The sequence below is a fragment of the Hyella patelloides LEGE 07179 genome, from assembly GCF_900659865.1.
Classification (GTDB): domain Bacteria; phylum Cyanobacteriota; class Cyanobacteriia; order Cyanobacteriales; family Xenococcaceae; genus Hyella; species Hyella patelloides.
In genome coordinates, this window is record NZ_LR213814.1 from 8076 (window position 1) to 33728 (window position 25653).

27 protein-coding genes, 1 tRNA gene and 2 pseudogenes are annotated in these 25653 nt (G+C 37.7%); 19 read left to right on the plus strand and 11 right to left on the minus strand.

The genetic code is table 11. From position 1 onward, the window contains the following. A pseudogene (locus tag H1P_RS37350) lies at positions 1-298 on the plus strand (ABC transporter substrate-binding protein); the annotation flags it as partial. A gap of 64 nt (positions 299-362) precedes the next feature. Here H1P_RS37350 and H1P_RS09960 read toward each other — a convergent pair. Next, positions 363-1805: a DASS family sodium-coupled anion symporter gene (locus H1P_RS09960; RefSeq protein WP_186375920.1), complete on the minus strand. Its 1443-nt coding sequence runs from the start codon at positions 1803-1805 to the stop codon at positions 363-365. Between the two features lie 104 nt (positions 1806-1909). Between H1P_RS09960 and H1P_RS35960 the strand changes: the two genes are divergently transcribed. From H1P_RS35960 to H1P_RS09970, 3 genes are all read left to right on the plus strand, one after another. Then, on the plus strand, positions 1910-2083 hold the full coding sequence (locus H1P_RS35960) for a hypothetical protein (protein ID WP_186375911.1): 174 nt from the start codon (positions 1910-1912) through the stop codon (positions 2081-2083). 1039 nt (positions 2084-3122) lie between these two features. Beyond that, positions 3123-3272 (plus strand): hypothetical protein, encoded by a 150-nt coding sequence (locus tag H1P_RS35965; protein WP_186375912.1) that lies wholly within the window; start codon positions 3123-3125, stop codon positions 3270-3272. A gap of 80 nt (positions 3273-3352) precedes the next feature. Beyond that, positions 3353-3544 (plus strand): hypothetical protein, encoded by a 192-nt coding sequence (locus tag H1P_RS09970; RefSeq protein WP_144866748.1) that lies wholly within the window; start codon positions 3353-3355, stop codon positions 3542-3544. A gap of 184 nt (positions 3545-3728) precedes the next feature. Here H1P_RS09970 and H1P_RS09975 read toward each other — a convergent pair whose 3' ends face one another. Beyond that, a complete protein-coding gene (locus H1P_RS09975; protein WP_144866750.1) occupies positions 3729-5360 on the minus strand; it encodes an alpha-D-glucose phosphate-specific phosphoglucomutase in 1632 nt (543 codons plus the stop codon). 388 nt (positions 5361-5748) lie between these two features. After that, the gene (locus H1P_RS09980) at positions 5749-5931 is read right to left on the minus strand and encodes a ribbon-helix-helix domain-containing protein (protein WP_186375913.1); all 183 of its coding nucleotides are present in this window, start codon (positions 5929-5931) and stop codon (positions 5749-5751) included. A 205-nt stretch (positions 5932-6136) separates the two neighbouring features. On the opposite strand from H1P_RS09980, the gene H1P_RS09985 reads away from it, so the two are divergent. Further along, a complete protein-coding gene (locus H1P_RS09985) occupies positions 6137-6718 on the plus strand; it encodes a 3'-5' exonuclease (RefSeq protein ID WP_144866752.1) in 582 nt (193 codons plus the stop codon). Positions 6719-6825: 107 nt separating this feature from the next. After that, positions 6826-7743 (plus strand): class I SAM-dependent methyltransferase, encoded by a 918-nt coding sequence (locus H1P_RS09990; protein WP_144866754.1) that lies wholly within the window; start codon positions 6826-6828, stop codon positions 7741-7743. On the opposite strand, the gene H1P_RS09995 is transcribed toward H1P_RS09990, so the two are convergent. After that, on the minus strand, positions 7727-8047 hold the full coding sequence (locus H1P_RS09995) for a hypothetical protein (RefSeq protein ID WP_144866756.1): 321 nt from the start codon (positions 8045-8047) through the stop codon (positions 7727-7729). The two genes, H1P_RS09990 and H1P_RS09995, sit on opposite strands and share 17 nt — an antisense overlap. Positions 8048-8255: 208 nt before the next feature. Here H1P_RS09995 and tehB point away from each other — a divergent pair, with 208 nt between their 5' ends. Together tehB and H1P_RS35970 are read left to right on the plus strand one after the other, a co-directional pair. Then, a complete protein-coding gene (gene tehB, locus H1P_RS10000) occupies positions 8256-9119 on the plus strand; it encodes an SAM-dependent methyltransferase TehB (protein WP_144866785.1) in 864 nt (287 codons plus the stop codon). A gap of 120 nt (positions 9120-9239) precedes the next feature. Beyond that, the gene (locus H1P_RS35970; protein ID WP_222427008.1) at positions 9240-9434 is read left to right on the plus strand and encodes a hypothetical protein; all 195 of its coding nucleotides are present in this window, start codon (positions 9240-9242) and stop codon (positions 9432-9434) included. Positions 9435-9461: 27 nt separating this feature from the next. Here the strand turns inward: H1P_RS35970 and H1P_RS35975 are convergent, their stop codons facing one another. Beyond that, the gene (locus tag H1P_RS35975; protein WP_186375915.1) at positions 9462-9650 is read right to left on the minus strand and encodes a hypothetical protein; all 189 of its coding nucleotides are present in this window, start codon (positions 9648-9650) and stop codon (positions 9462-9464) included. Positions 9651-10140: 490 nt separating this feature from the next. On the opposite strand from H1P_RS35975, the gene H1P_RS35980 reads away from it, so the two are divergent. Continuing rightward, a complete protein-coding gene (locus H1P_RS35980; RefSeq protein WP_186375916.1) occupies positions 10141-10356 on the plus strand; it encodes a hypothetical protein in 216 nt (71 codons plus the stop codon). Between the two features lie 241 nt (positions 10357-10597). Here H1P_RS35980 and H1P_RS10010 read toward each other — a convergent pair. Next, positions 10598-10671: transfer RNA gene (locus H1P_RS10010), tRNA-Pro, on the minus strand. A 253-nt stretch (positions 10672-10924) separates the two neighbouring features. Here H1P_RS10010 and H1P_RS35985 point away from each other — a divergent pair. Beyond that, positions 10925-11065 carry a hypothetical protein gene (locus tag H1P_RS35985; protein WP_186375917.1) on the plus strand — a complete coding sequence of 47 codons (141 nt, stop codon included), beginning with the start codon at positions 10925-10927 and terminating at the stop codon, positions 11063-11065. A gap of 112 nt (positions 11066-11177) precedes the next feature. Here H1P_RS35985 and H1P_RS10015 read toward each other — a convergent pair. After that, positions 11178-11786 (minus strand): annotated as a pseudogene (locus tag H1P_RS10015) (sugar transferase); the annotation flags it as partial. A gap of 360 nt (positions 11787-12146) precedes the next feature. Between H1P_RS10015 and H1P_RS10020 the strand changes: the two are divergent. Continuing rightward, a complete protein-coding gene (locus H1P_RS10020; protein ID WP_144866760.1) occupies positions 12147-13190 on the plus strand; it encodes a hypothetical protein in 1044 nt (347 codons plus the stop codon). A gap of 78 nt (positions 13191-13268) precedes the next feature. Here H1P_RS10020 and H1P_RS10025 read toward each other — a convergent pair whose 3' ends face one another. The 3 genes from H1P_RS10025 to H1P_RS10035 form a co-directional block, all read right to left on the minus strand. Then, positions 13269-14021, minus strand: coding sequence for an undecaprenyl pyrophosphate synthase (locus H1P_RS10025; RefSeq protein WP_144866762.1), 753 nt, complete (start codon positions 14019-14021; stop codon positions 13269-13271). A gap of 158 nt (positions 14022-14179) precedes the next feature. Beyond that, positions 14180-15166: a ferritin-like domain-containing protein gene (locus H1P_RS10030; protein ID WP_144866763.1), complete on the minus strand. Its 987-nt coding sequence runs from the start codon at positions 15164-15166 to the stop codon at positions 14180-14182. 192 nt (positions 15167-15358) lie between these two features. After that, positions 15359-16183, minus strand: coding sequence for a hypothetical protein (locus H1P_RS10035; RefSeq protein WP_144866765.1), 825 nt, complete (start codon positions 16181-16183; stop codon positions 15359-15361). A gap of 164 nt (positions 16184-16347) precedes the next feature. On the opposite strand from H1P_RS10035, the gene H1P_RS10040 reads away from it, so the two are divergent. The 3 genes from H1P_RS10040 to H1P_RS10050 all read left to right on the plus strand — a co-directional run bounded on the left by H1P_RS10040 (position 16348) and on the right by H1P_RS10050 (position 18773). Continuing rightward, the gene (locus H1P_RS10040; RefSeq protein ID WP_144866767.1) at positions 16348-16695 is read left to right on the plus strand and encodes a rhodanese-like domain-containing protein; all 348 of its coding nucleotides are present in this window, start codon (positions 16348-16350) and stop codon (positions 16693-16695) included. 371 nt (positions 16696-17066) lie between these two features. Continuing rightward, positions 17067-18149, plus strand: a complete 1083-nt coding sequence (gene hrcA, locus H1P_RS10045) for a heat-inducible transcriptional repressor HrcA (RefSeq protein ID WP_144866769.1) — start codon at positions 17067-17069, stop codon at positions 18147-18149. A gap of 69 nt (positions 18150-18218) precedes the next feature. Next, positions 18219-18773, plus strand: coding sequence for a glutathione S-transferase family protein (locus tag H1P_RS10050; RefSeq protein ID WP_144866771.1), 555 nt, complete (start codon positions 18219-18221; stop codon positions 18771-18773). A 13-nt stretch (positions 18774-18786) separates the two neighbouring features. Here the strand turns inward: H1P_RS10050 and H1P_RS10055 are convergent, their stop codons facing one another. Beyond that, positions 18787-19347 (minus strand): response regulator, encoded by a 561-nt coding sequence (locus H1P_RS10055; RefSeq protein ID WP_144866773.1) that lies wholly within the window; start codon positions 19345-19347, stop codon positions 18787-18789. A 226-nt stretch (positions 19348-19573) separates the two neighbouring features. On the opposite strand from H1P_RS10055, the gene lipA reads away from it, so the two are divergent. From lipA to H1P_RS10080, 5 genes are all read left to right on the plus strand, one after another. Beyond that, positions 19574-20485: a lipoyl synthase gene (gene lipA, locus H1P_RS10060; RefSeq protein WP_144866788.1), complete on the plus strand. Its 912-nt coding sequence runs from the start codon at positions 19574-19576 to the stop codon at positions 20483-20485. Positions 20486-20635: 150 nt separating this feature from the next. Beyond that, entirely contained in the window at positions 20636-22027 is a 1392-nt protein-coding gene (locus tag H1P_RS10065) for an NAD-dependent malic enzyme (RefSeq protein WP_144866775.1), read from the plus strand. 105 nt (positions 22028-22132) lie between these two features. Beyond that, on the plus strand, positions 22133-22909 hold the full coding sequence (locus H1P_RS10070; protein ID WP_186375918.1) for a M15 family metallopeptidase: 777 nt from the start codon (positions 22133-22135) through the stop codon (positions 22907-22909). Positions 22910-23087: 178 nt separating this feature from the next. Next, positions 23088-23678: a thioredoxin family protein gene (locus tag H1P_RS10075; RefSeq protein WP_144866777.1), complete on the plus strand. Its 591-nt coding sequence runs from the start codon at positions 23088-23090 to the stop codon at positions 23676-23678. 616 nt (positions 23679-24294) lie between these two features. Then, on the plus strand, positions 24295-25353 hold the full coding sequence (locus H1P_RS10080) for a S8 family serine peptidase (RefSeq protein ID WP_186375919.1): 1059 nt from the start codon (positions 24295-24297) through the stop codon (positions 25351-25353). Positions 25354-25653: the final 300 nt, after the last annotated feature.

Here is a 25653-nt window from a genome sequence, read left to right on the forward strand (position 1 = left end):
AAAAAACCATAGTTCTTTTCTCAAAGGAGCAGAAGCTTTATGGGGAGGTTCTGTTAATTGGCGTAGTGCCATGGCTTATGATGCTGCCACAACTATCTTTACTGGTTTGAGTGTCGGTTCTAGTCGCGATCAATTACAAGAGACATTAGCTAATCGTCAATTTACAGCCGAAGGTGCAACCGAAAAAATTAATTTTCTGCCCTCTGGCGATCGTAATATGAAAGGTACTATGGTTAAGATACAACCTGGAAATAATTCTGGTACTGGTTATGATTTTGTCTCTTTTGAAAATCCTTAAACAAGAGGGACGCTTCGACGAAGCGTCCCTTAAAAAAATAATATTCAGCAACAAGCGATAAATATCAAATTAAACCCAAAAACTGCCACCAAAAGCCTCCAATTATCAGCCAAATAAACAAATAGGCGATGCTTAAAATAATTCCTAGCTTACACCAAGTACCAGCATCAATATAACCCGCACCATAGTAAACAGGAGCTTCTGAAGTGGCATAGTGGCTTAAGCAACCAGATAGATTAACCAAAAAGGCTAAAGATAGGGCTGCGTACATAGGAGGAGTACCTACAGATATTGCCACAGCTAAAAAAGCAGGATACATCGCTCCTGCACGAGCAGCTTTACTAGCAAAAAAGTAATTGCCGTAAAAATAAGCAACTCCCAAAAACAGAAAAGCCCATTGCCAAGATAAATTGTTGACCATATTTCCTAATTCAGCACTCAACCAAGGAATAAAGCCTAAACGATCTAAAAAAGTAGCCATCATTAACAGGGTAGAAAACCAGATAAAAATATTCCAGGTTTTGCTATCTTCGATAACATCATTCCAAGTTAAAACTCCTGTCAGCAAGAGTAAAGCTACCCCTAATAAAGCAGTTGTCGCAGAGCTAATTTCTCCTAATTGTTTACCAAAACACCAAAGAAACAATAAAAGCATAATGGTGGCAAACATCAACCATTCTTTGAACTTGACTTTCCCCATTTTGATTAACTCTTCTTTAGCTAATTGGGGAGCTTCGGGAGTAGCCTCAATTTCTGGGGGATAGAAGCGATAAATAATTAAAGGCATGGCTATTAAACTAATAATACCTGGAACTATTGCAGCTAAAGCCCAAGTACCCCAATCAAGATTAACACCAATTTCTCCTGCTAACTGTGCCATTAAAGGATTAGCTACCATCGCCGTTAAAAACATGGCGGTGGAAATTTGAGTAGCCTGATAACCAATTGTCATCAGGTAACTGCCTATTTTACGCTCTGTACCATCGTAAGATTCACTTTTGTAAGCAGTGGCTAGAGATTTTACCAAGGGGAAAATTACTCCTGCTGCTCTGGCATTACCACTAGGCATTGCGGGAGATAATATAAAGTCAGTAGCGACTAAGCCATAGCCCAGAAATAAAGTATTTTTGCCTAACATTCGCATAAAAGTATAGGCAATACGTTTTGCTAAACCAGTTTTAATAACGGCTCTGGCAATTACAAAAGAACTACAGGTTAACCAAGAGGTAGTATTACTAAAACCGCTTAATCCTTCTTGAATAGTTAAAGTATCAGATAACACAGTCACCACAAGGGCAACAATTGCCACTGCTCCTTGAGGGATAGGTTTAATCACAAAAGCTACTATCGTCCCTAAAAAAATTGCTAACAAGTGCCATGCTTGCAATGTTACTCCTTCAGGGGGTGGCAAAAACCAGACAATGATTCCTAAAGAAATTGGCAAAATAAAAGCCATTGAGCGACGAAAGTTGTCTCCTGATAGCCAGTTAGCAAGAGGAGTCAACATTGATAAACGATGATTTTTTGACATAAACTTGATACTCTGTGTGTGGGTAAAATTTGGGTTTAATGCCGTAAATCTCAAAAATTTGCTTTATTTAGGCACAAGTGATGTTGATTAGATTGCTTACACCAGAGATTTTTGGTCAAATCAGTGTCGATCTTTCTGTTTTAAACAAAAAAGCCCGAAATAACTTAATGATGGCGTTAATCGCCAGCTTATTAACAAACTACTGCACAGAGATTGCCAGTGTAAGTTGCCACTACACTATGACTATTAATTAATTGGAAAAATCAGAGCTGATTTCTCGACTACCTTTTATATTGCGTACGCCCCAGGTTTCTGGCTGTCCACAGTATTACTTTAGGCTAAACCTATAATTAATCAATTAATCAGGATGGCTTACTGATTCTAATTTCACGAAGTCAGAGGAAGCCCCGTCTTCTCTGACCATCCTTGAACTAGAGCAAATCTTTTCTTGAAGTAGTTTTGTGTATTGGGGAGAACAAAATTGCTACAAAATGAGGAAAGCCAAAAACTTTCTACTGTAGAATATGTAAATTTCAATCCTTGTCTTCTAGTGTTACTTTCTGGTGTTCTTGCACAAGTAACTTTTAATCTAGTCTGAATCAAGGATATTTTTAGCGACATCTTTAGAGATTTAGCATCGATAATCACAATGTTCTTCATATACAGTCTACTTACTACTAATTTGATATTATGCTAGTAATTTACTAGCTACTCAATTTCGATACTTCTCTAATAACTTTTCGGGAGTCGATTTAATAATAAGATACAAAATTTAAATGGACTTTAAGTAGTTTAAATCCTGTTTAAGAGACAATACTCAATTAGGTTAAAAAGCCGAACTTTATGGGCTACATTCAAATATTTAGTACATTAAAAAGTACATAAAATATTGAAAAAACTTCAAAAATCTCAACTTGTCTACTTGTCTACTTGGCTACTTGGCTACTATTGCACAATATTGCAAAAATGCCGTGAACCAGGAAACAGAGAAACATACTTTACAAGTTACTGCTATCTCTGCTAATGAAAAATCAAAAATGAGATGATAGTTTTAGTGCTGGAGAAAGGCAAAAAGTATTGTAGTATACAATATGAAAACATGAAGCAAGAATACTTCAAATAACACTTTTGTCAAACGACTAAGTAGCAAATTAACCCCCTAAAATTTCGTTTTTCTTGATTGGCAAACTACCTAAATTGAAGAGAAAAAAAGTTAATTTTGTTACAGAAACCCTGTGAAAATAGATGAAATAATTAAAGAACAGAAGAAAAATTAATATTAATAAGTATTTCATGAATAATCTAGCGTCACTGGTGATTCCTGCTGTTATTGGTTTGGTTACTGGTATTGGTCACGGAATAACTTCTCATAACCTAGACTTACCATTTTCTTTAACCGAACAGCTTATCTCTTCATCCGATTTTAACCAGCCTTTAGATTGAGTAACTTTTTATTAAACTGTAGCTAATGTTACTGTTTTACCTGAGAAAATTAAGAGGCAACTGGAAGTAAGGTATGTCTTATGCATCTTAATAACTCTACTCAGGTATCTACTCTCAATCGTGCTTTGGGAATTACTCTAGCAACTTTTTCGATGTTTGTGGTTGGCTATACAGCTTCTCGCGTGTTTTTAGCCCAAGCTGACAGTACTACTGTAATTACAGAATTAGTTACTCCTCACCAGGCTTCTATGTGGAGTGATTTGGCTCGCTAAAGACTCAAAATTGAAGACAATTACGGAAAAAATATCTCCTATGGCGATCGCAAAATATCCACTGAAAACCGATCGCTTTGAGGCATAATTATTTTAAAGTCAAGGTATATTTAATTTTGAATTTCCCAAAAAATTGGTAGGGTGGGTAATGCCCACCTTGCTACCATAGGAGTCTAAGCAATATTTAAGTAATAACAGTAGGCTCTTTTCTTTGAGTATATTGATAGATTTGTGCTATCTCTTCCGCCAGGTCGATCAACGGTTTCAAAGCTTCTTGAGTATCTACATTGTGTTTACCCGCATCAGGTTCATAACTTTCCAGATATACCCGTAAAGTTGCACCTTTCGTACCAGTACCAGAAAGACGGAACACAATCCGCGAACCATCAGTAAAGCCGATACGAACCCCTTGCTTGTTGCTGACACTTCCATCTACAGGATCGGTGTAGCTAAAATCGTCTGCATAGTCTACTGTGTAGCCACCAAACTGTTTACCAGGTAAATCTTTTACCATACCCCGTAAACGATCCATTAATTTCATTGCGGGTTCTTTGGCTACTGCTTCGTAGTCATGACGAGAATAAAAGTTTCTACCATAGATTTGCCAGTGTTCGGTAACAATGTCTTCTACAGATTTGCCTGTTTCCGCTAAGATATTCAACCAGAATAAAACCGCCCATAAACCATCTTTTTCTCTAACATGGTTTGAACCTGTACCAAAGCTTTCCTCTCCACACAAAGTAGCCTTGTCTGCATCTAATAAGTTACCAAAGAATTTCCAACCAGTAGGAGTTTCGTAACAATCGATGCCTAATTTCTCAGCTACTCTATCGGCTGCTGCACTGGTAGGCATAGATCGCGCTACTCCAAATAAACCATCTTTATAACCAGGAACTAGAGTTGCATTGGCAGTTAACACTGCTAAACTATCACTGGGAGTCACAAAGAAATTATTCCCCAAAATCATATTGCGATCGCCGTCTCCATCAGAAGCAGCACCAAAATCAGGGGCATTCTCGCCAAATAAAATATCTACCAAATCATGAGCATACACTAAGTTGGGGTCTGGGTGTCCTCCGCCAAAATCTTCTAGGGGTGTCCCATTCATTACTGTTCCTGAACCAGCACCTAAACGCTTTTCAAAGATTTCCTTGGCATAAGTACCTGTAACTGCGTGCATCGAATCCATGCACATTTTGAAATCACCCTGTAATAACTTACGAATACTGGCAAAATCAAACAAAGATTCCATCAGTTTGGCATAGGGTTCAACAGGATCGATTACCTCTACTGCCATCTCACCAATACGCAACACCGAAAGCTTATCTAAATTAACATCCTCAGCATCAAAAATTTTATAACTCTCAATCACCTTAGAACGTTCAAAGATTGCTTCAGTAATTTTTTCTGGTGCAGGACCTCCATTGGTAATATTGTATTTAATACCAAAGTCTCCATCTTTGCCTCCTGGGTTGTGACTCGCAGAAAGCACAATACCACCAAAAGCCTTATATTGACGAATAATGGCAGAAGCAGCAGGAGTAGACATGATACCCCCTTTGCCTACCAAAACTTTCCCGATATCGTTGGCAGCAGCCATTTTTAAGATAATTTGAATTGCCTGACGGTTGTAATAACGTCCATCTCCACCCAAGACAATAGTTGCACCCTGAGAGCCTTCCAAACTACCAAAAATAGACTGGACAAAATTTTCTAAGTAATTGGGTTGCTGAAAAACTGTTACCGCCTTACGCAATCCCGATGTACCTGGTTTTTGATCTGAGAACGGAGTAGTGGGAACAGTACGTATATCCATAAAATTAGTATGAGAGTAGATTAGCTACTGAAGTTAGTTGTCTTTAGCGATCGCACAGACGACAGGCTTTGCCCAATCGCGTTAATGATATACTAAAAAATTACTAAAATCTTCAAACTAATTTTACAGCCCGCTTTGCATTGGGAAAAGTAAACACGACACATAAACCCTGTTGCGGAATTTTTACAGATATTAGGACAAAAATATCTAAATATCTATAAGTCAGTCCCAATGATTTAAAAAAAAGGGCGTTGCTAAACGAGTAATGATTCAGGTAATGTTACTAATATTGATTTTTTAAGCATGATAAATTAGTACTCCTCAAGTTATTACACTGCCCAAAAACTTGAATTCCTCCAAAATGTAGGAGTAGTGATGACTGTCTAAATTAGTCTTTACTCATCGCCTCTTCTTTGAAGTTATTTTGTTCTTTTAACGCTTGCTTGATTAAGTATTGGATTTGTGCGCTGACAGGTCTACATTCTATTTCACAATACTTTTTGAACTCTTCCAATAGTCCTTCTGGAATGGTGATATTAATTCGGGTCATTTTATTTTCTTGAGCAGACATGATTAAAAGCATGAACTGGTACACCTCTTTACAGTGTCCCTCAAATCAACTCCAACACACTATAGTTTACACTTAATGTGTATTTAATACTTACTCAGTGTGAGATAGTAAGCATAACAAAAGCGACCGCCTTCCGACCCAAGATGCGAGATCGCTTTCACCAAAATATAAATATAATAGTTATGCGTAAATAAATAGATAAAATATGAATATCGGATTATTTAATTACGATCATTATTTGATAGTTGATTTGGAAGCTACTTGCTGCGATAAATTTTCTATCCCGCAAAAGGAAATGGAAACCATTGAAATTGGTGCTGTTATTGTAGAAGCCGTAGGATTAAAGATAATCGACGACTTTACAATTTTTATTAAACCCGTAAGACATCCAAGACTGACCGCTTTTTGCACGGAGTTGACTACGATTAAACAAGCAGACCTTGAGGACGCACCCACATTTTCACAAGCAGTAGAAACCTTTAAATGTTGGTTTGAAAAATCTAAAAATTCCATTTTTTGTTCTTGGGGCGACTACGATAAAAACCAACTTGAACGAGATGCAAAGTATCATAAAATCCCCTATCCTATGGGAAATGAACACGTAAACATCAAAAAACAATTTTCTTTAGCATTAGGAACTAAAAAGCAATATGGTATGGCTAAAGCACTAAAAATGGTTGGCTTGTATATAGATGGTACACATCATAGAGGAATTGATGATGCCAGAAATATGGCTAAATTAATGCCATTCATTATTGGGCGTAAGAATATACCAAAAATAAGATAAATAAGCATAACAAGGTTTCAATTGTTGAATAGTGCGAGATAATTGTCCATTGTTGAATAGGAACTTAATGCTTATTTTTCACAGCTAATTGAACTAGAATTTTGATTATGAACAAAATTTCGGAAACTGCTTACTTAGTTGCAATGTATCGTGCCCTCGAATCCGAACGTCCCGACGCACTTTTTCGCGATTCCTGGGCGCGTTTGTTAGCTGGTGGCAAGGGTCTGATTTTAGCGGAAATGCTTGGGGCGAAAACACAAGCAGCGAATATCGTTGCTACCCGTACTTATCTTATAGATCGCACCCTCGAGCAACTGATAAGATCGCAACCAATCGATACGGTCGTCAATCTTGGTGCTGGATTGGATACTCGTCCCTATCGTCTGTCTCTCCCTCCCTCTCTGCAATGGATTGAAGTCGATCTTCCAGATATTTTGCTCTATAAAGAAACTCAATTACAAAAGCTAAAACCTCTTTGCCAGCTCAAAAGGGTACGCTTAGATTTGGCTAACCTAGAATTGAGAAAGGTTCTCTTTGCCGAAATAAGTGCTACCGCAGGTGAAGTTTTAGTGATTACCGAAGGGTTATTGTCTTACTTATCAGAAGAGCAAGTGAGCTTACTCGCCGAAGATTTACGAAGACAACCTAATTTTCGTTGGTGGCTCTTTGAATTAATTTCCGCTTTTGGCAGAGCCCAAATTCCTCTACAATGGCGAGAGCGACTATTTCATCAATATTTTTCTAATAATAATAATACCAGTGTATTTTTATTTAATCCCGAACAGGGACTAGATTTTTTTCAGCAGCGTGGTTGGAAAATCGCTCGGTTTTACTCGGCGTGGAAGGAGTCGCGTCGCTTGAAACGAGGGCTTAAATTTGCCGCTTTGCTAGAATTGCTCCTGCGCTGGTTTGCTAGGCAGTATTGGCAAGCACTCGAGCAACAGATTGGTGTAGCTCTACTCGAACGCTCGATTCCCATAAGCGATCGCTCTTCTTTGCCAACCATTTTCAACACTCAAGCTTAGATAATATAAAGGGTTTACCATCTGAGGTAGTAGTGTCTTCTGTGCTGTTCAACTGCACATCCCACCAATGTCCAATCTCCTGCCCAATACTACTTTCAATACCTGCTGCATCTAAATCTTCAGAAAGTAGAATAGTTTGACTGTCTTGGTCAAAGGCAGCATCGCGAATATTGCCATCGTCATCGGTTAATACTTCAGAGGAAACAAACTTAACTTCAGGGCGCAGTGTTCCGTTAGCGAACTGATTCTGTAATTTGGTTAAATTATCTGACGAGTCAATATTGTTGCCAAATACATCATTCAAATGTGAGAAATTCCGATTCGAGCTTTTCAGCATGGGTATCTAAGAGGATGTCTGAAAAGTCAAAATAATTGCGATCGTGGTTCAAAAACCAGAAAAACTCTCGTTACATTAAATCTGTCAATAGCTTAAACGAGAAGTATTGGCTTGTTACCTGTTACTTGTTACTTTAATTAAGAAACAGAGTTTATAAAAACCAAAAAAAGAGATGATGGATAGCAAGTTGGTTAAATACCAAACATTACCTATTTGGACCAAAGATACTTTGCCACGATCTTTTCAGGAAAAACATCATACAAAGCAGGGAACCTGGGCAAAATTGACGATTCTAGAGGGAGAGTTGAAGTATTATGCTTTGGATGAAAATGGGAACGTACAATCTACGGATATCTGCTCAACAGAAAATTCGCCACCCTTTATTGAGCCTCAAGCTTGGCATAAGGTCAAACCTCTAGGAGATAATTTGCGCTGTTTTCTGGAATTCTATTGTCTTGCCGAGCATTATTATCAAAAGAAGTATCACCTTTCAGCTCCGCATTCAGAGGTGCTTCATATTTTGAAATATATTCAGTCAGGGGATGCGTTAGATTTGGGATGTGGTCGGGGGCGCAACAGTATATTGCTTCAAACGAGTGGTTTTAATGTGACAGCTCTTGATAAATCTGAAGCAGCTATTGGCAAGCTTCAGGAAATTATTGATGCCGAAGAGCAATGTCAAGGTCTTCATGCAAAGGTGTATGATATCCAGACAGCATCGATCGAGAATCATTACGATCTTATTATTTCCACAGTAGTTTTTCAGTTTTTACAATCTGTTTCCATTAGCTCTGTGATTCAAAATATCCAAGAGCATACCTTACCTGGCGGATATAATTTGATTGTTGCCCCTGTCTCCACAAATGATAATCCATGTCCCATTGAGTTTCCTTTTACCTTTGCGGAAAATGAACTTAAAAATTATTATCATCTGTGGAAAATTTGTAAGTATAACGAGGAGCTGGGAGTGTTTCATCGAATGGATGAAAAAGGTCATCCATATCAAGCTAAGTTTGCGACACTGATTGCACAAAAATAAATAGCTTTCTTAAGCTGGTAGTCTTACCAGATTTAGCTCTACCTTATTTGCTTCACAGCTTGACTTCTTCTGTTTTTTAAAGCAGAACATCTTGAGAGGAATTTTTGCCATGAAAATACGTTGGAAAATTTTATTTACCAGTTTTACTCTATGGCCGATCGGGGAAATTTCCCTGAATCTGGCTGGTATATTGTGATTTCTCTTCCTTTGGGATTCATCGGTTTGCTCTGGGGATTTCTGTTCTTAATGAGTCAAATCAAGAAACATCAACTCAGTTCGATGAAGCAAAAAGTAGAAAAGTCCCAACATTCATGACGATTTGCCTGTTATTATTGACAACTCTTACCACAATAGCGATCGCTGGCATAGACATACAAAGCATTGTCCTAGTTGTCGGCAATCGGTAATTTTGATAGATAAAGTTAAAGATTTTTGCCAAAATTTGACGGTGGTGTTAGCAATTTTAGGGTTGTTTTTAATAGCAATTAATCTACCTATAAAAATACTTTTGATACCGGTTTTGCTTGGCATATTGAATTTAATTTGCTCCTATAAATTAGATTCAATTCGGGAAAGCTTTCTTAGCAGTATTCCCAAAAAAGGTTTACCTGTAGTTAAACTATATTAGACGGGCGATCGCACTCTGACTCAGAGAACGCTTCGCTGCACCTTCGGTGACGCACCCATAACCTCACCCCATAGACTAGAACAGATAATTAGACGAACTCAAAGTAACTGAAGATCAGAGAATTAATGTAGGTGATGTAATCAGCGATCACGCAGTGCCTCGCTCCGCGAGATCGCACATCTACCAGAGCCAAACTACAAGCAAAAAAGGAAAGATTGGAAACAGCGATCGCCCAAGCCAGCCTACCCCTAAACCCTAAACCAACTTAAAGCCGTTCCTATTCCTAAGTTTCAGAAAGAGTTAATAGTCAAAACAACATTCAATAATAGGAGTAAATTCATAAGCATTTTAGAGCAAAGAATCTCACAGTTAGAAAAGCAAATTGATAATCTGATGACTTTAATACTTGAGAGAACTACGGCGACTGATAACAAGTTTGGAAATATGTGTAACAAGCTTGAGATGATGATTGAGGATGTTAAAACTGATATTCCCTATGACTGTCTGACTTCTTATGATTTGGATGAGTATGCAGAGCAATACAGTGTTGATAATCGTGAAGGTAGACTCGAAGATTTAGAAACAAGAGTATCTGATTTAGAGCCATAAATCAGGGTAAATCTTGGATTTGACGACGTGAACTAGGTATTGTACAATCCCTGGTCTTTTTTTACTTTACGGAAAAGATAATTTTAAATCAAGTTTAAGTAAACCTACTGAATTACCCTGTTTTTCTCTACTTAATTGGGGAATGATTGGGGAATAGAAATAAATCCCAATTTGTCTCATGTTAATAAAACAAATTGTTAGTGAGCCTACTTTGGAGCAGTGGCAAAGGTTTTAGATAAAATCGGGATGACAGGATTTGAACCTGCGACATCCTGCTCCCAAAGCAGGCGCGCTACCAAGCTGCGCTACATCCCGTATTCTGTAAAGCTTCTAAACGTTTTAGTTTCCATTCTAAAGCCTTATTTACTCTAATAGACTAACACATTTTTATCTTGATTGATTAATTTTCTGGGCAAAATCTGGGAAATTCCCTGTATTTTCCGAAAGTCAAGTAAAAGCCATAATTGACAAGGTTTCCATTGATATTAAAGCTAATAGATACCAAGTGTGTTTTACCGAGCCAAAAAACCGTGTTTAATTGTGAATTGGTCAAGCTTTTGATGTGGGGATGTTAGTTGTTGGCGATATTTTTATTGGCAAACAAGCTTTTGATGTCATTGAAGATTTAGTGGGTTTTGCTGTTGTTTTAAACGCTACAATTCAAGAATATATGATTAAAGCAGGTGAGCATTTATCAGATAAAAAATAAACCTTAAAAACCTTTTATATCTCCCCATGAATGACTAGCAAATTTGAGATTGATCGGTTTGCCTATTGCCTATTACATACTTTGAGACAATCTTACTCGAACCAGACGAAGTTTAACAAGCTCCGCTTTTACTATTAAAGATAATGCTAATTGTTTTGAGAATTAACTTCATATCATAAAGCAAACTCCATTTTTTTTGATATTGCAAATCCAAGTGTAAAACTTTGGCAAAATCTTCAATTTTAGAGCGACCATTTACTTGCCATTCTCCTGTTAAACCTGGTTTAACTTCTAATCTTTGAAAGTATTCAGCTTTGTAGGTAGCAACTTCATCGCAAGTAGGGGGTCTGGTACCTACAAGACTCATTTCTCCTTTTAAAACATTCCAAAATTGGGGCAATTCATCCAGGCTCGTTTTTCTGAAAAAGCTGCCTACTCTGGTAATGCGTGGGTCATTTTCATTTTTAAACAGAGGACCTTGGACTCTATTTTCTACTAAATGTTGTAATTCGCTAGCATTCGTAACCATTGAGCGAAATTTCCAAATCCGAAAGGTTCTACCTTGATAACCACAACGATTTTGACTAAAGAGAATCGAACCAGGATTATCTAGTTTAATTGCGATCGCAATAGGAATAAATAAAATACCTGTAATTATTAATCCAATAATAGCTCCTAAAATGTCTAATAAACGTTTGCCTTTGGAATTGACCGAAGGATGTGGGGCTAATTCCGTCTTTGTTTTTTGTTCCTCAATAGTAGAAAAAGTAACCGAAGATAATTTGTGTTCCACAATGATATGATTCATAGTCTGCTTCCGTTATGAAACTTCTGTCATCAGTAAATTTAACGAAGTTGACGCTTACTAATACTGGGTAGGTTTGATACGTTAAATAAATGCAGAATTAAATACAATTGAAATAGGCATAAAGATAAGCAGGCTCTTGAGAGGAGAGATTGCATACCTTGAATATACAGGGAATAACCTTTGTTTAAAGAAGATTACTAATAGCAGTTAAATGAATATTTTTGGGAGTAGTATATCTTAAATTGCATGATTTTACTTAGTTCAAATTTACTGATGGCAAAAAAATACTTATATTCTTTACTAATCTGCTTAACTCTTACTATAGCGATCGTTCCCAAAGTTTTTAGCACTACTAATAGCACCTGTAATTATCATCCAGAAGCCTACGAAGGTTTGCAACTGGCGCAATTATCTCAAGAATTAGAAACTACAGGACTAATTGGCAGAATTCATGGTGCAGCAGCAGAATCGGCAATGTATGTCATGTCTGTACGTGAACCCAATAACTTTTTTAGCCATCGCGAATTCTCCTTGCTTGCTAACGAGCAAAATACTATTGATACTCTCAATCAGCTTAACCGTCACGATCGCGTATGTATTCAAGGAAATATTATCGAAAATCCCAGTCCACAAAAACATATTGCAGTTAGTTCGATTCAAATTGTCGAACCTTGGATGCAACCAGAGGGTTTTGCGCCATACGAAAGACAAGCTGGTATTCCTGCTGAGTTAAAAGAGCAAACCAGTTTTATTGGTAAAGTTCATGCTATTGGTGCAGAGGGAAAAATTTTAGTAGTAGAGTATCGAGATAGTGTAATTCCTATTTATGTCAAAGCTACAGAATATACCGAGGGTTTGTATCGTGGGGATATTGTTAAACTTGCTTATCAAATTCAGCAACGCCCTCAACAGCCTACCCATTTACAGTTAGATACCACTGTGGAAAAACCTTTAGCAGTTTTAGATGCGATCGCTTCATGGCACGATCGGGAAAATACCCTCACTGGTAACTTAGTAAAATTTCCTCGAAGTCCTCAATTAAAATTTGATGTCTATGCAATGGAAGTAGACACTATGGGAATTAAACGCTATTTTACTCTCATTAACTTTGAAAATATGGAAGAATTTCAAAATATTCGTTTAAAATTAGCTAAAATATGGGACGAAAACGCAGCAAATGCCGTATCTGGGCGAAATATGTTGATAAATCCCCAAGTCACTATTCAAGCTCAGGGGATTACTAATATAGTATCCACCGAACAAGCTAACCCTCAAATATTGTTGGATAATGCAGAGCAAGTTCAACAACTGAGCTAAACTTTGTTTGGGAAATATCGAAACTTCCAGAGGGTGAGCCAGATAGAAAGTGCATCGCCCACTCCTTTGGAAATTTGGTTAATTTGTGGTTAATTTTCCAAATCTGCGATCGCGTTTTTGAAAATCAGAGATTGCTTTTAAAAACTCCGAAGAATCAAAATCGGGCCAAAAAGTATCAGTAACATAAATTTCTGCATAAGCCATTTGCCACAATAAAAAGTTGCTTAAACGCATTTCTCCACTGGTACGAATTAAAAGATCGGGGTCGGGACTAGCAGAGGTATCCAGATAGTCAGAAATAGTTGCTTCGTTAATTGCTTCAAGAGCTAAATTTCCTTGAGCTACTCGATTTGCGATCGCTTTACAGGCTTTAAGAATTTCTAAACGACCACCATAATTAATCGCCACATTAAAGTTGACCCCCGTATTATTTTTAGTAACATCCATCGCTCGGTCGATCTCTCTTTGCAAAGTCTTCGGTAGAGGGTCTAAATCTCCAATAAAACGGATACAAACCTCTTCTTGGTGCATTTCTGCTAACTCTTTCCGCAATAGTTTTTCAAATAAGGTCATCAAAAAACTCACCTCTGTCATCGGACGACCCCAGTTTTCTGTCGAAAAAGCATAAGCAGTTAGGGTATTAATGCCACAATCGTTGCAGGTACGGAGGATTGCTTTCAAGGTATTTGCCCCTTGGCGATGTCCTTCAATTCTGGGTAGTCCCCTTTGTTTTGCCCAACGACCATTACCATCCATAATGACAGCAACGTGCTGGGGCAATTTTTGTAAATCTAAACCGATGAACTTATTAGCTAATAGTTGTGCAGTCATAGGGAAGTAAATAAATTAAATTAAGTAGAAAATGGTTTGGCTTGGGTAATAAGTAATCGGTAATAGGTGAAAACTCAAACTTTATTCTGTTTTGGTTTGGTATTTATTAAACCCTTACAAAATTCGTTGCATCCTTTTTTCTCACTGGTATAAGCTTGTTAAGCAGAGGTGAATGAGGTTTTTAATGCATCATTATCAGCAATTAAAGAAGAATCAAACAGTACCGCCAAGTATTCTGGGGTAAGACTATTACTCCAAGACCACATCTGTTGCCAAACTAAGATAAAAGTATAAATTAGCTCTACTTTGTGAGTTAAACTCCAAGATTTCCAATGCAAGACTCTCATCATACGAGTCAAAGTAACAGTTAAATGTTTTACTGCTTGAGCGCGATTAATGTGTTGAGTACTTTGTTTATTGCTAATAACAGTGGAAAAAGAGAGATTAAAATCGCTATAAAGCCACTTACCGAAACCCCAAAACTTAGTCAGATGATTGATTTCGTCTTGTAAAAGCTCTTTTAAAACCTGCTGTAAACTGCCTGTAGTCCGAGCCATCATCCAAAGATAAAGACAAACAGCACTATACTCTGTCGCAATGCGGTGTATACCGTGGCGATATAAATCCATTTTGGCGTTACCGTCAGACCTATAGGTTTTTGGGCTACGAGAATCTGAGATTATTTTTTGTTGAGTTAATTGCTGATACACTCTGGCTAAAGCTGGAGTATGCTGACGCTCTTCTTTTTCCCATAAACCAAGTTCTAACAGAGAACGATCGTCTGCAACAACACCACCAACAAATCTTGCCATTGCAGGATGAATCGGCTGCAAATATTGTCGGCTAGTTTGGGTGTAACCCCTAATGGGTGCTTCTGTATCTAATGCACCTTTGATAATCCCTAAAAATGCCTTTAAATCAATACCAAGAATTTGTTCTGAATTAATACTCTGCCATTCAATAGGTTGCCAAGGGCGAGGTTGAGGATTGAGAAATTGTTCTGGTAAATCTTCTAAGCGATCGCCTAAAATATCTAAAGTAAGATAAGTATCGATTAAATGGTGAATTCTCGTTTTTGTCTGCAAAAAAGTGGGATTAAAACAAACATCCCCTGCTAAATCCGCAACAGAAACATAGTTATACATAGTCCAATAAACCTCTAAAGTAACGTCGCCAAAAATGTTTTTTTGATGTCACTCAGAAGCTTATCGGGAAACTACAATTCTGTCAGTCGGTTATAGTCGGGAGTTTGTCAATCCGACTTCTCATAACGAATAATTAACAAGAAGACCAAAACTCAAAACTATCGGTAACTCTTCACTGATAACTGTTAACGGCTAGAAACTGGCAATAGGTTTTACACAAACACTACTGATAGTTTCTGTCATTTGAACAATATCCAAACTAACCATTAAGCCATCTGTAGTTTCTACTAATGCATTTCCTGTTTCTGCATCAGAATAAGAGAAACTATGACCCTTAATACTTGCATAGTCGCTAATAGTTTTGGGAGATTTGCCAATAAATTTTTGCCAACCATTAAGATAGGGATGTAAATCCTCTCGATCTTCAGTGCAGACTTTCCAATAACTAGTATTAAAGTCAGAATTCTGTAAATCTACCGTTTCTGGATTAGAAACCGCCACAGATGCGACATTTTCTTCTAGATTAGCGATCGCAGGAATTCCTGATAATGCTGGTTCAAAAATCATTTGATCGTTGCCATACATCACTGAAGAATAATAGCCATCGCTATTAATCCCCACAAAATAGGTTGTTTTCTTGTCTACTGCTTTAAAAACATCACCGCCAAAAACTACTGTTGCTGGAAGTAGTAACGCGTCATTGGGATTAGATTTTGATTCTCGATAATAAAACCATTCTTCCCCTTTGAGACAAATACTGATATTGTAGTTACGAGTCTGAAAATTATAAAATTCTTGATAATCTGTATCAATAGATTTACAAAAAGATTGTGTTTGATTCGCTAGCAAAGATTTTCGTTGTTCCCCACTGCCATCATTTAAAGATGTCAACTCAGATTTCGATTCTCTTGACAACTCATTAGCCTCGGTAGTTTTTTTCGTGAGAGAATAGTGTGTGACAATAGCACTTCCGCACAACAACAAACACACACTAATTTTGCGCCACAAATTGTTCATGACTTAAATAAACAAAGAGATAAATAATATAGATTTATAGTCTAAAGCCACCTAAACCGTTGGCAATGATGCCCGTTACTTTGTTTATGATGGGATTAAAGTCTGTAGTTTTCCAGTATAAGATCGAAGAGTAAAAAGTAAGAGAAAAATATTTTAAAGATTTCGTGTTTTATTCTTCCCTACCAGAAATCAGCGTTCGAGAGTTAGCACAACAAATTGCGGAAAACTCTCAACCACTACAACTCATAGATGTCAGAGAGCCTGAAGAAGTCTCCTTAGCAGATATTCCAGGCTTTACAGTTTTACCTTTGAGTCAATTTCCTCAGTGGAGTAATAAAATTACTTCTCTTTTCGATCCTAGCCTAGAAACGATTGTCTTGTGTCATCATGGAGTTCGTTCGGCTCAGATGTGTCAGTGGTTAACAAATCAAGGTTTTACTAATGTGAAAAACGTATCTGGAGGTATTGATGCTTATTCTGTAATGGTAGATTGTAATATTCCTCGCTATTAGTAAAGTATGCGAAAATAGCAAGTGTTTTGATAGGTAATAAGTAATAGCTGGTTAGCCCACAATATTATCTTGTTTCCCTCGCCCAGTTAGGTAGGATTGTTTCATTCTCGTATGAGACAAATAAATGGAGAGATGGGGAGATGGGGACATTTGTCTAAAATATCCTCGATTAAGACCAAATTTATCGAACAATAATTTTGGTCAGTCACCGTTACTCAACGAACTATGTGCTTCATTCCTTCTTCCTTTACTGGGTTCTTCTTTTCTTTTTTGACGAGACTAATGTGGCTGCCCAATCTCTAATTCTCATTTACCAATTAAAGTTATACTTAACAAAAAAATTTAATAATTTTTTCTAATTTTCTATTTTAATGTCTGAGAAAACTGGTTTAAGCCAACGGTATCAAAACATACTGAAGGCAACAATAGAATATTATATTGCCACAGCAGAGCCAGTCGGTTCAAAAGCGATCGCTAAAAAATATAATTTTAATATTAGTTCTGCAACAATTCGTAATGTTATGGGAGGTTTGGAAGCAGCAGGATTTTTATATCAACCTTATACTTCTGCTGGTCGTATCCCATCGGATTTTGGCTATAGAATGTATGTCGATCGCTTATTGACTCCTGATGAAACTTTAAGTAAAAAATTAGAAGGTTCTTTGCTTCAACAACTATCTCAAGAAAAAGCTAGTGTTGAGGCTTTGATACAGAGAGTAACCAAGATTTTAGCTGCTTTAAGCGGTTATATTGCCGTTACGACCTTTCCTCAAAGCTCTAGTGATACTCTGCGTCATCTTCAATTAGTACCAGTATCTACAGAACAAATTATGTTAATTGTAGTTACAGATTCTTATCAAACAGAATCAATTGTGATGGAATCTGCTTTATTTTTTAATGAAGAAATTTCCCACAACGAAGAGATCATTGCAGGAGAATTACAAATCCTTTCTAACTTTTTGAATCAACATTTAAAAGGGCGTTCTTTAGCACAAATTGAAGCTTTAAACTGGGATTGGATAGATCAAAAATTCGCTTCTCACACTAATTTTTTGAAAATTTTATCAAAAGAACTTGGAAGCTATTTACAGTCCAATAGCGACCCGCCTTTAGTCATCAAAGGAATTGCCGAGGTTTTAAGTCAGCCAGAATTTTCTCAATTACAGCAAGTACAAACTCTTTTATATCTATTAGAAAAAGAACCAGATAGACTATTACCACTAATATTTTCTTTTCCAGAAGAAGCAAATAATAGTAAGAAAGTAAAAATTAAAATTGGCTCAGAAAATATTCTAGAACCAATGCAAACTTGTACTTTGATTTCTGCTAACTATTATGCAGATGAAACTCCTGTCGGAAGTGTCGGTGTAATTGGCCCTACCAGAATGCTTTATGATAATACGATCGCTCTTGTAGAAACTACTGCTGATTATCTTTCTGAAGCTTTTAAATAAATAAAGGCGTGATGAGCGTGATGATACAAGGAAAAAAGAAAGAAATTAGAAGAGGTCTAGTAGATTACAATGTTGAAATTATACGGTGGTTCTCGTAGTCGTGCTTCGATTGTTCAATGGTACTTAGAAGAGTTAGATGTTCCCTACGAGTTTGTTTTACTTGATATGGCAAACGGAGAACATCTACAGCCTGATTTTCAGCAAATTAATCCTATGGGAAAAGTTCCCGCCATAATAGATGGTGATTTTAAATTATGGGAATCAGGAGCTATTTTACTTTACTTAGGGGAAAAACACGGTCAAATGCCCTCTTCTCTGACAGAGAAAAGCATTATTCAGCAGTGGGTATTGTTTGCTAATTCTACTTTAGCAACGGGACTATTTGTGGAAGCTAGTCGAGAAAAAGAGACACCTCAATTACTCAACCCTCTGAACCAGCTTTTTACCGATCAACCTTACATTTTAGGTACAGATTTTACCGTAGCTGATGTTGAGGTAGGGTCTGTATTAGCTTATGTGCCGACGATGCTTCCTCTCGATTTAAGTCCCTATCCTCAAGTATTAGAATACATTAAGCGAATTTGCGCTCGTCCTGTTTGGCAAAAGCTGTTTGCCACATCTTAACTGAGTAATTCTACTACTTAAATTTCTGACGAATAAAATTAATTAACTGGTCGATTTGTTTTTTCATTTTTTGTGAATTTTCTTCCAAAGTAGCAATTTTGGTTTTTAGTGCATGAATCTCTGCTGCCATCGCAGCAAGCTCACTGCTGCTAGAATTATGATTGTTATCAGTATTACTAACCACCATCTGTGGTTTTTTCTTGGACTTAATCATCGCATCGCGGATTGCATCCACTAACTGTTCGCGATCAAAAGGTTTTTCTACAAATGAAAAATATTCAAAAGGTTCGGGAAGTTTGTCGGTAACTTCTTCTTTTCTTCCCGACATCAATACCAAAGGGATAGTTCTAAGCCGTTGATTTTTTTGAATTTCTTGAAATACTTCCCAACCACTCATTTTGGGTAACAGAAAATCGAGCATAATCAAATTAGGACTTTCTGACCTGATTAAATTAAATCCCTCCAGACCATCTTTGGCTTCAATGACTTCAAAGTTTCCTGTGGGTAACATATCTTTGACTCGCATTCTAATCACTTTGCTGTCGTCAATAACCAAAATTTTCTGATTGGACACTGCTAATTAACTCCTTAAAGTAATGATTCCTCGCTACAGATATTTACTAAGTGAACGTCGGCTCCGTCTTTAAAACACGAAGTACCGTTTACTCAACCGATTTTATAACGCTTGGCATATGTAATTTAGAATTCCCTTTTTAGATGCCAAAATAACAATGAGGGGAATAAAAAAGTTTCTTACTGCCAAAATCTGCTTAATTGCGATCGCTAAAACGAAAATAATCATGACCGAAACCAAATCTTTTCAGACAGCCAAAAGCCAATTTGCTCGGGAAAATTTATCATTACCATCATGGCTAAAACGCTCCATTGGAAAAGCGAGTGAAATTTCTACCGTTCAAAAGATTATCAAAAAAAGGGGTATTCATACAATCTGTGAAGAGGGACGATGTCCCAATAGAGGTGAATGTTACGCTAATAAAACAGCGACCTTTTTATTGATGGGACAAACCTGTACTAGGGCTTGTGCCTTTTGTCAGGTAGAAAAAGGACAGGCACCGATGGCGTTAGATCCTAAAGAACCCCATAAAGTAGCCGAAGCAGTATCTTTATTGGGCTTGCGCTATGTTGTTTTGACGTCGGTGGCTCGCGATGACTTAGCAGATGGAGGTGCGGGATGGTTTGTCAAGGTAATGTTTACAGTTAGAGAAAGCAACCCCGATACCCAGATCGAAGTGTTAACTCCTGATTTTTGGAGTGGCAAAAAAAAAGAAGTTGCTCAAAAATCAAGAGTTGCCACAGTAGTCGCTGCGAATCCCACTTGTTATAACCATAACTTAGAAACTGTAAAAAGACTGCAAGCACCAGTGAGAAGAGGGGCTAAATACGACCGCTCTCTTAGGGTTTTACAGTGGGTTAAAGAGTTAAATCCGACTATTCCGACTAAATCAGGTTTAATGTTGGGTCTAGGGGAAACAAAAGAAGAAATTATTACCACCATGAAAGACTTAAGAGCGATCGCTGTTGATCGCTTAACTATGGGTCAGTATATGCGTCCTTCTTTGGCTCATTTACCCGTAGCAAAATACTGGACTCCAGGAGAATTTACCGAATTAGGCGAAATTGCTCGTTCTCTAGGCTTTTCTCACGTACGATCTGCTCCATTAGTTAGAAGTTCTTATCATGCGGGGGAGTAAGTAGCTGGATTTGATTCGCAGTGAGATAGTTAGATCGGGTTGTTGGGGGTTAGTTGTGGAGTGTCAAGAAATTTGTTCTCTCATTTATGTGGAGATGGCTGATAATTGATTACTAATCACCGATTACTGAATTACTGAATTACTGAATAGATGGTAGATTTAAACCCTAGTTCTAGCTTTAGCTTACAAATTATAATTGAGCTCCCCAACCGTCCAGGTTCATTAGCCTCTGTCATGAGTGCGATCGCGTCTGTAGGTGGCAGTTTGGGAGATATTGCTCTGTTGCAGCGCAACCTCAAATTTACGCAACGAGAACTGACTGTAGACACGGCTAGTATCGAACAAGCAGATAAGATTATTGCTGCTTTAGAAAGATTACCCAGAGTCAAGGTAATCAGCTATAGCGATCGCACTTTTGCCATTCACCAAGGGGGCAAAATAAAAGTAGAAAGTAAGCTTCCTTTACACTCTCAATCAGAATTAGCTATGGCTTATACTCCTGGGGTTGGCAGAATTTGTCGTGCGATCGTAGAAGATCCCGAACAGGTTTATACTCTTACGGTTAAAAGTAATATGGTGGCAGTAGTTACTGATGGTAGTGCTGTTTTGGGCTTGGGAAATTTGGGAGGAGAGGCTGCTTTACCAGTGATGGAAGGTAAGGCTTTATTATTTAAAGAGTTTGCAGGAGTAGATGCTTTTCCGATCTGTTTAGCCACTCAAGATAGCGAAGAAATTATTGAAACCGTTAAACGCATTGCTCCTGTATTTGGAGGCGTTAATCTAGAAGATATTGCTGCACCTCGGTGTTTTGAGATTGAACAAAGATTGCGAGCCGAGTTAGATATTCCCGTATTTCATGACGATCAGCACGGTACAGCAATTGTGGTATTGGCAGCTTTATATAATGCTCTCAAATTAGTTGCTAAAGAGCTAGAAGCAGTTAAAATCGTGATTAATGGCGCGGGTGCTGCGGGGATTGCCATTGCCAAACTACTCAAAACCGCAGGCGCGAACGATATTGTGCTGTGTGACTCCACAGGAATTATTTCTAGCGATCGCCATAATCTCAATCAAGCCAAACAAGAGTTTGCCGTGGCTCAAAAAGGTAAATTAGCCGACGCGATGCAATCAGCCGATGTTTTCTTAGGAGTTAGTGCGCCTGGAGTTGTTACCCCTGAAATGGTTTATCAGATGGCAAAAGAACCAATTATTTTTGCGATGGCAAATCCCATACCTGAAATTCAACCAGAGCTAATATATGATGATGTAGCAGTCATGGCGACAGGACGTAGTGACTACCCTAACCAAATCAATAATGTGTTGGCTTTTCCTGGGGTATTTCGCGGTGCATTAGATTGCCGAGCCAAAGCCATTACGACTAATATGTACTGGGAAGCTGCTAGAGCGATCGCATCTCTGGTAGATGAAAACGATCTCGACAGAGAACACATTATCCCTTCTGTGTTTGACCCTAGAGTAGCTAATTCGGTTGCCAAAGCAGTAGTATTAGCAGCAGAAAATGATGGAGTTGCGAGGAATTAATGAGGTAAGAGGCAAGAGGTGAGTGATTTAATGGAGAAATAATTAGTAGGTAGCAATGAGCAACCAACAACTAACAACTAACAACTAACAACTAACCACTAAATTATGATCGATGATATTCCAGAAGCAACTAGAGAGCCAGTAGAGACGAAAACATCTTCAAGTTCTCCTTTCCCATTAATAGTGGGTAGTGGTTTGATGATTTTCGCGATCGCTATTAGTTCAATTTGGTTTTTTAATCGCCCTACTTCTTCAATATCTCAACAGCCAGCACCAGAAGTTAATCCCTCAGAAAATCTACCACCTGAAACCACGGAAACTATTCCCGAACCTATTCCCGAAGCTATTGAAACCGCCGAAACCAAAATCGAAAATGTCCTTGGTCATTTACCTTACGAAGAAGTCTCAGCAAGCGATTTAGTTGCTATTACCAGCGATGGCAGTACCCGTTTACATCAAACAGCAGCCGAAAAGTTTCGTCAAATGGAAGCAGATGCGAGAGCACAAGGGATCAAACTGGCGGTTATTTCAGGATTTCGCTCTGTAGAAACTCAAAATTCCTTGTTTTTTGATGTTAAAGAGCAAAGAATTCAAGATACAGCCAAAAGAGCAGAAGTGAGTGCGCCTCCAGGCTATAGCGAACACCATACAGGTTATGCTATAGATCTTGGTGATGCTAATGTCCCTGCTACCCATCTCAGTCCTAAGTTTGAAGATACGGCTGCTTTTAAGTGGTTAGAGCAGAATGCAGCTAAATATAGCTTTGAACTATCTTTTCCCAGAGATAATCCCCAAGGAATTAGTTATGAACCTTGGCATTGGCGATTTGTTGGCGATCGCCAAAGCTTGGAGACTTTCTATAAAGCGAGAAATCTTCAGTAGTTGATTGTTGTTTTTTGGTTTTTGTCACCTTATTTATTTGACGTACACAGATTTATTGCACAGATAAGCACTTAGAAAGAATCAACTATGAATTAATTGCATAAATTATTGTTTGTTACCTGTTCTCTCTACCAAATAAATTTAATTGTTCCAATTACTTACTTAGGAGTGATTTGTTATGGTTTTAACCCCTTCTACTATGCTACCTTTGGGTACACAAGCACCAGATTTTCAACTACCTGATGTAGTTTCAGGAAAAACAATCTCTTTAGAGACATTTAGCGATCGCCAAGCTTTATTGATTATCTTCATGTGTCGTCACTGTCCATTTGTGAAGCACGTACAAAAAGAGTTTTTTAACCTCCAAGAAGACTATGCAGAGCATTCTTTAGGAATTTTGGCTATTAGTGCTAATGATGTAGCGAAATACCCTGATGACTCTCCAGAAAGTCTCAAAGCAATGGCGCAAGAATTAGGGTTTAAATTTCCTATTTGTTACGATGCTACCCAGGAAGTAAGTAAAGCCTATACTGCTGCTTGTACTCCTGATTTTTTCTTGTTTGATAGCAATCAACAGTTAGTGTACCGTGGGCAATTAGATGCTAGTCGCCCTAGTAATGGTATACCAGTAACAGGTCAAGATTTAAGAAAAGCGATCGCAGCTACCTTAGAAAATCGAGCAGTTGGTTCCGATCAAAAGCCCAGTATCGGTTGCAACATTAAATGGATACCAGGTAACGAACCCGAATATTTTGGTGCTACATCTTAAAAACTATAGTTCTAGCTGGGGTGAGGCGATGCCCCGCCCTACTGCACACATAGCGTAAAAAATTATTTTGATTATTTTTATTTATTGTGCGTAAATCTTGTCATACTTAAAAAGTGTGTTTCTTTTTGCCAATAGTTTTGAGATTTATAAGCATCACTTTAAACCTTCACTTGTGCTGGGTTTCTTTTTTATTTTTAAATCGCGTGATCGCACTATAGATTTTTGTTTTTTACTTATTAAATAAACGCTACAAATTACTGAATAATAGTAAAAATTAGATAAAAACAAAAGGCTATTGAATTTTCTTTAAAAAATATAATAAGTTGTATCTTTAGCGTAAATTTAAAACAAATTAGGCAAAAAAAATTTCAAATCAGGTTATTGTTATAGCCGTACAAAGTTAGATTAGGACAAAGTTTAGCTATCTGCTCGTAAGGAAATTAATTGGAATGACTATAAAACGGTGTCTACGCACCGCTAAAGTTAGAACGACCATAGCCCTCAATTAAGCTTTAATCGAAATTATTAGTAGGCAAATTTCTTCTGATGATGCTGTGATCTTGCTTTTTCTAGCGTATTTTTTGGTGAATTAAATTTTGCCGATCAAATTCGCGATTTGGCAAATCCCAATATTGGAAACTCCGATGTTTTGGTAGACGATATATTCTACTTAGCCGAACCCTTTTTTCAAGATGGAGTCATTGCTCAAGCAGTGGATGAAGTCGTCACCAATAGGGGAGTTAGTTATTTTTCTGCTGCGGGTAACAACGCAGATCGAGCTTATGAATCTACCAATTTTGCAGTAGCAAATGATTCTGAATCATTTTTTGACGATCGATTTCATGATTTTGATCCAGGGGAAGGAGTTGATACCAGGCAAAGTATTACTATTGATGGCGGTGCTACTGTCCGTTTATCTTTACAGTGGGACGATCCTTTTTATACGAGTGATGGTGTTGATACAGATCTCAATATCTTTTTGCTCGAAAGTGGTACAAATAACGTAGTGGCGGGTTCTACGTTGGATAACAAGGAAGCACAAATACCAGTAGAAGTTTTAGGCTTTACTAATCCCTCTGATACTGCTCAAGAATACGATGTGGCAATTAGTTTATCGGCGGGGGCAGAACCAGGAAGAATTAAATATGTCAATTTCGGCTCTAGTGTTGATTTTAATGAGTTTGGGACTAATAGTCCCACAATTATTGGTCATGCTGCTGCGGTTAATGCCCAAGCTATAGGAGCTGCTCGCTACACCACTCCTACCGATCCAGAGTTTTTTACTGCTTTAGGTCCTACTAACATTCTTTTCAATCCTGATGGCACTCGCAAGGATACTCCAGAAATTCGTCAAAACCCAGATTTAACTGCTATCAACGGGACAGATAATACTTTTTTTGGCGGCTCTGATTTAGAAAATAATGGTTTTCCCAACTTTTTTGGGACTTCCGCAGCAGCACCCCACGCAGCAGCGATCGCTGCTTTGATGGAAGAAGCAAATCCCGATCTCTCTCCCCAAGAAGTTTACGATACTCTAGCCGATACAGCGATTGATATAGGTTCACCAGGGTTTGATAATTTAACTGGTGAAGGACTTATTGATGCTTTAAAAGCAGTTGGCGTAGCTGCCTCCACTGCAGGGCAAACGCATCTTAAATTGAGCGAAAACAGATAATTGAAGAAAGAAAGGATAAAAGTCAAAAAAGAAGAGTAGTAGTATGAAGTGCTTCTTTTTAACGACGCGATCCCGAGTAAAAACATGATAAATTCAGTAAAATTAACAATTAATTGAAGACAGAATTAGTTCTTAGAATTGATGATATGATGACCCAATTATCAAACTTAATTTTGGCTATCTTTAGTCATGAAACTAAGACCAAAAACTACAATAGAAGAACATTTTTCATCTATCAAAGCTCCGAGATTAGATAGAACTAAGCTACATCAGTTGATTGATATTATTACTATTACTCTT

Bases quoted from the DNA above. Each gene is read 5' to 3' on its own strand.
- H1P_RS09960 (WP_186375920.1), bottom strand. From the start codon at position 1,805: ATGTTGACTCCTCTTGCTAACTGGCTATCAGGAGACAACTTTCGTCGC.
- H1P_RS35960 (WP_186375911.1), top strand. From the start codon at position 1,910: ATGTTGATTAGATTGCTTACACCAGAGATTTTTGGTCAAATCAGTGTC.
- H1P_RS35965 (WP_186375912.1), top strand. From the start codon at position 3,123: ATGAATAATCTAGCGTCACTGGTGATTCCTGCTGTTATTGGTTTGGTT.
- H1P_RS09970 (WP_144866748.1), top strand. From the start codon at position 3,353: ATGCATCTTAATAACTCTACTCAGGTATCTACTCTCAATCGTGCTTTG.
- H1P_RS09975 (WP_144866750.1), bottom strand. From the start codon at position 5,360: ATGGATATACGTACTGTTCCCACTACTCCGTTCTCAGATCAAAAACCA.
- H1P_RS09980 (WP_186375913.1), bottom strand. From the start codon at position 5,931: ATGTCTGCTCAAGAAAATAAAATGACCCGAATTAATATCACCATTCCA.
- H1P_RS09985 (WP_144866752.1), top strand. From the start codon at position 6,137: ATGAATATCGGATTATTTAATTACGATCATTATTTGATAGTTGATTTG.
- H1P_RS09990 (WP_144866754.1), top strand. From the start codon at position 6,826: ATGAACAAAATTTCGGAAACTGCTTACTTAGTTGCAATGTATCGTGCC.
- tehB (WP_144866785.1), top strand. From the start codon at position 8,256: ATGGATAGCAAGTTGGTTAAATACCAAACATTACCTATTTGGACCAAA.
- H1P_RS35975 (WP_186375915.1), bottom strand. From the start codon at position 9,650: ATGCCAAGCAAAACCGGTATCAAAAGTATTTTTATAGGTAGATTAATT.
- H1P_RS35980 (WP_186375916.1), top strand. From the start codon at position 10,141: ATGACTTTAATACTTGAGAGAACTACGGCGACTGATAACAAGTTTGGA.
- H1P_RS35985 (WP_186375917.1), top strand. From the start codon at position 10,925: ATGTTAGTTGTTGGCGATATTTTTATTGGCAAACAAGCTTTTGATGTC.
- H1P_RS10020 (WP_144866760.1), top strand. From the start codon at position 12,147: ATGGCAAAAAAATACTTATATTCTTTACTAATCTGCTTAACTCTTACT.
- H1P_RS10025 (WP_144866762.1), bottom strand. From the start codon at position 14,021: ATGACTGCACAACTATTAGCTAATAAGTTCATCGGTTTAGATTTACAA.
- H1P_RS10030 (WP_144866763.1), bottom strand. From the start codon at position 15,166: ATGTATAACTATGTTTCTGTTGCGGATTTAGCAGGGGATGTTTGTTTT.
- H1P_RS10035 (WP_144866765.1), bottom strand. From the start codon at position 16,183: ATGAACAATTTGTGGCGCAAAATTAGTGTGTGTTTGTTGTTGTGCGGA.
- hrcA (WP_144866769.1), top strand. From the start codon at position 17,067: ATGTCTGAGAAAACTGGTTTAAGCCAACGGTATCAAAACATACTGAAG.
- H1P_RS10050 (WP_144866771.1), top strand. From the start codon at position 18,219: ATGTTGAAATTATACGGTGGTTCTCGTAGTCGTGCTTCGATTGTTCAA.
- lipA (WP_144866788.1), top strand. From the start codon at position 19,574: ATGACCGAAACCAAATCTTTTCAGACAGCCAAAAGCCAATTTGCTCGG.
- H1P_RS10065 (WP_144866775.1), top strand. From the start codon at position 20,636: ATGGTAGATTTAAACCCTAGTTCTAGCTTTAGCTTACAAATTATAATT.
- H1P_RS10070 (WP_186375918.1), top strand. From the start codon at position 22,133: ATGATCGATGATATTCCAGAAGCAACTAGAGAGCCAGTAGAGACGAAA.
- H1P_RS10075 (WP_144866777.1), top strand. From the start codon at position 23,088: ATGGTTTTAACCCCTTCTACTATGCTACCTTTGGGTACACAAGCACCA.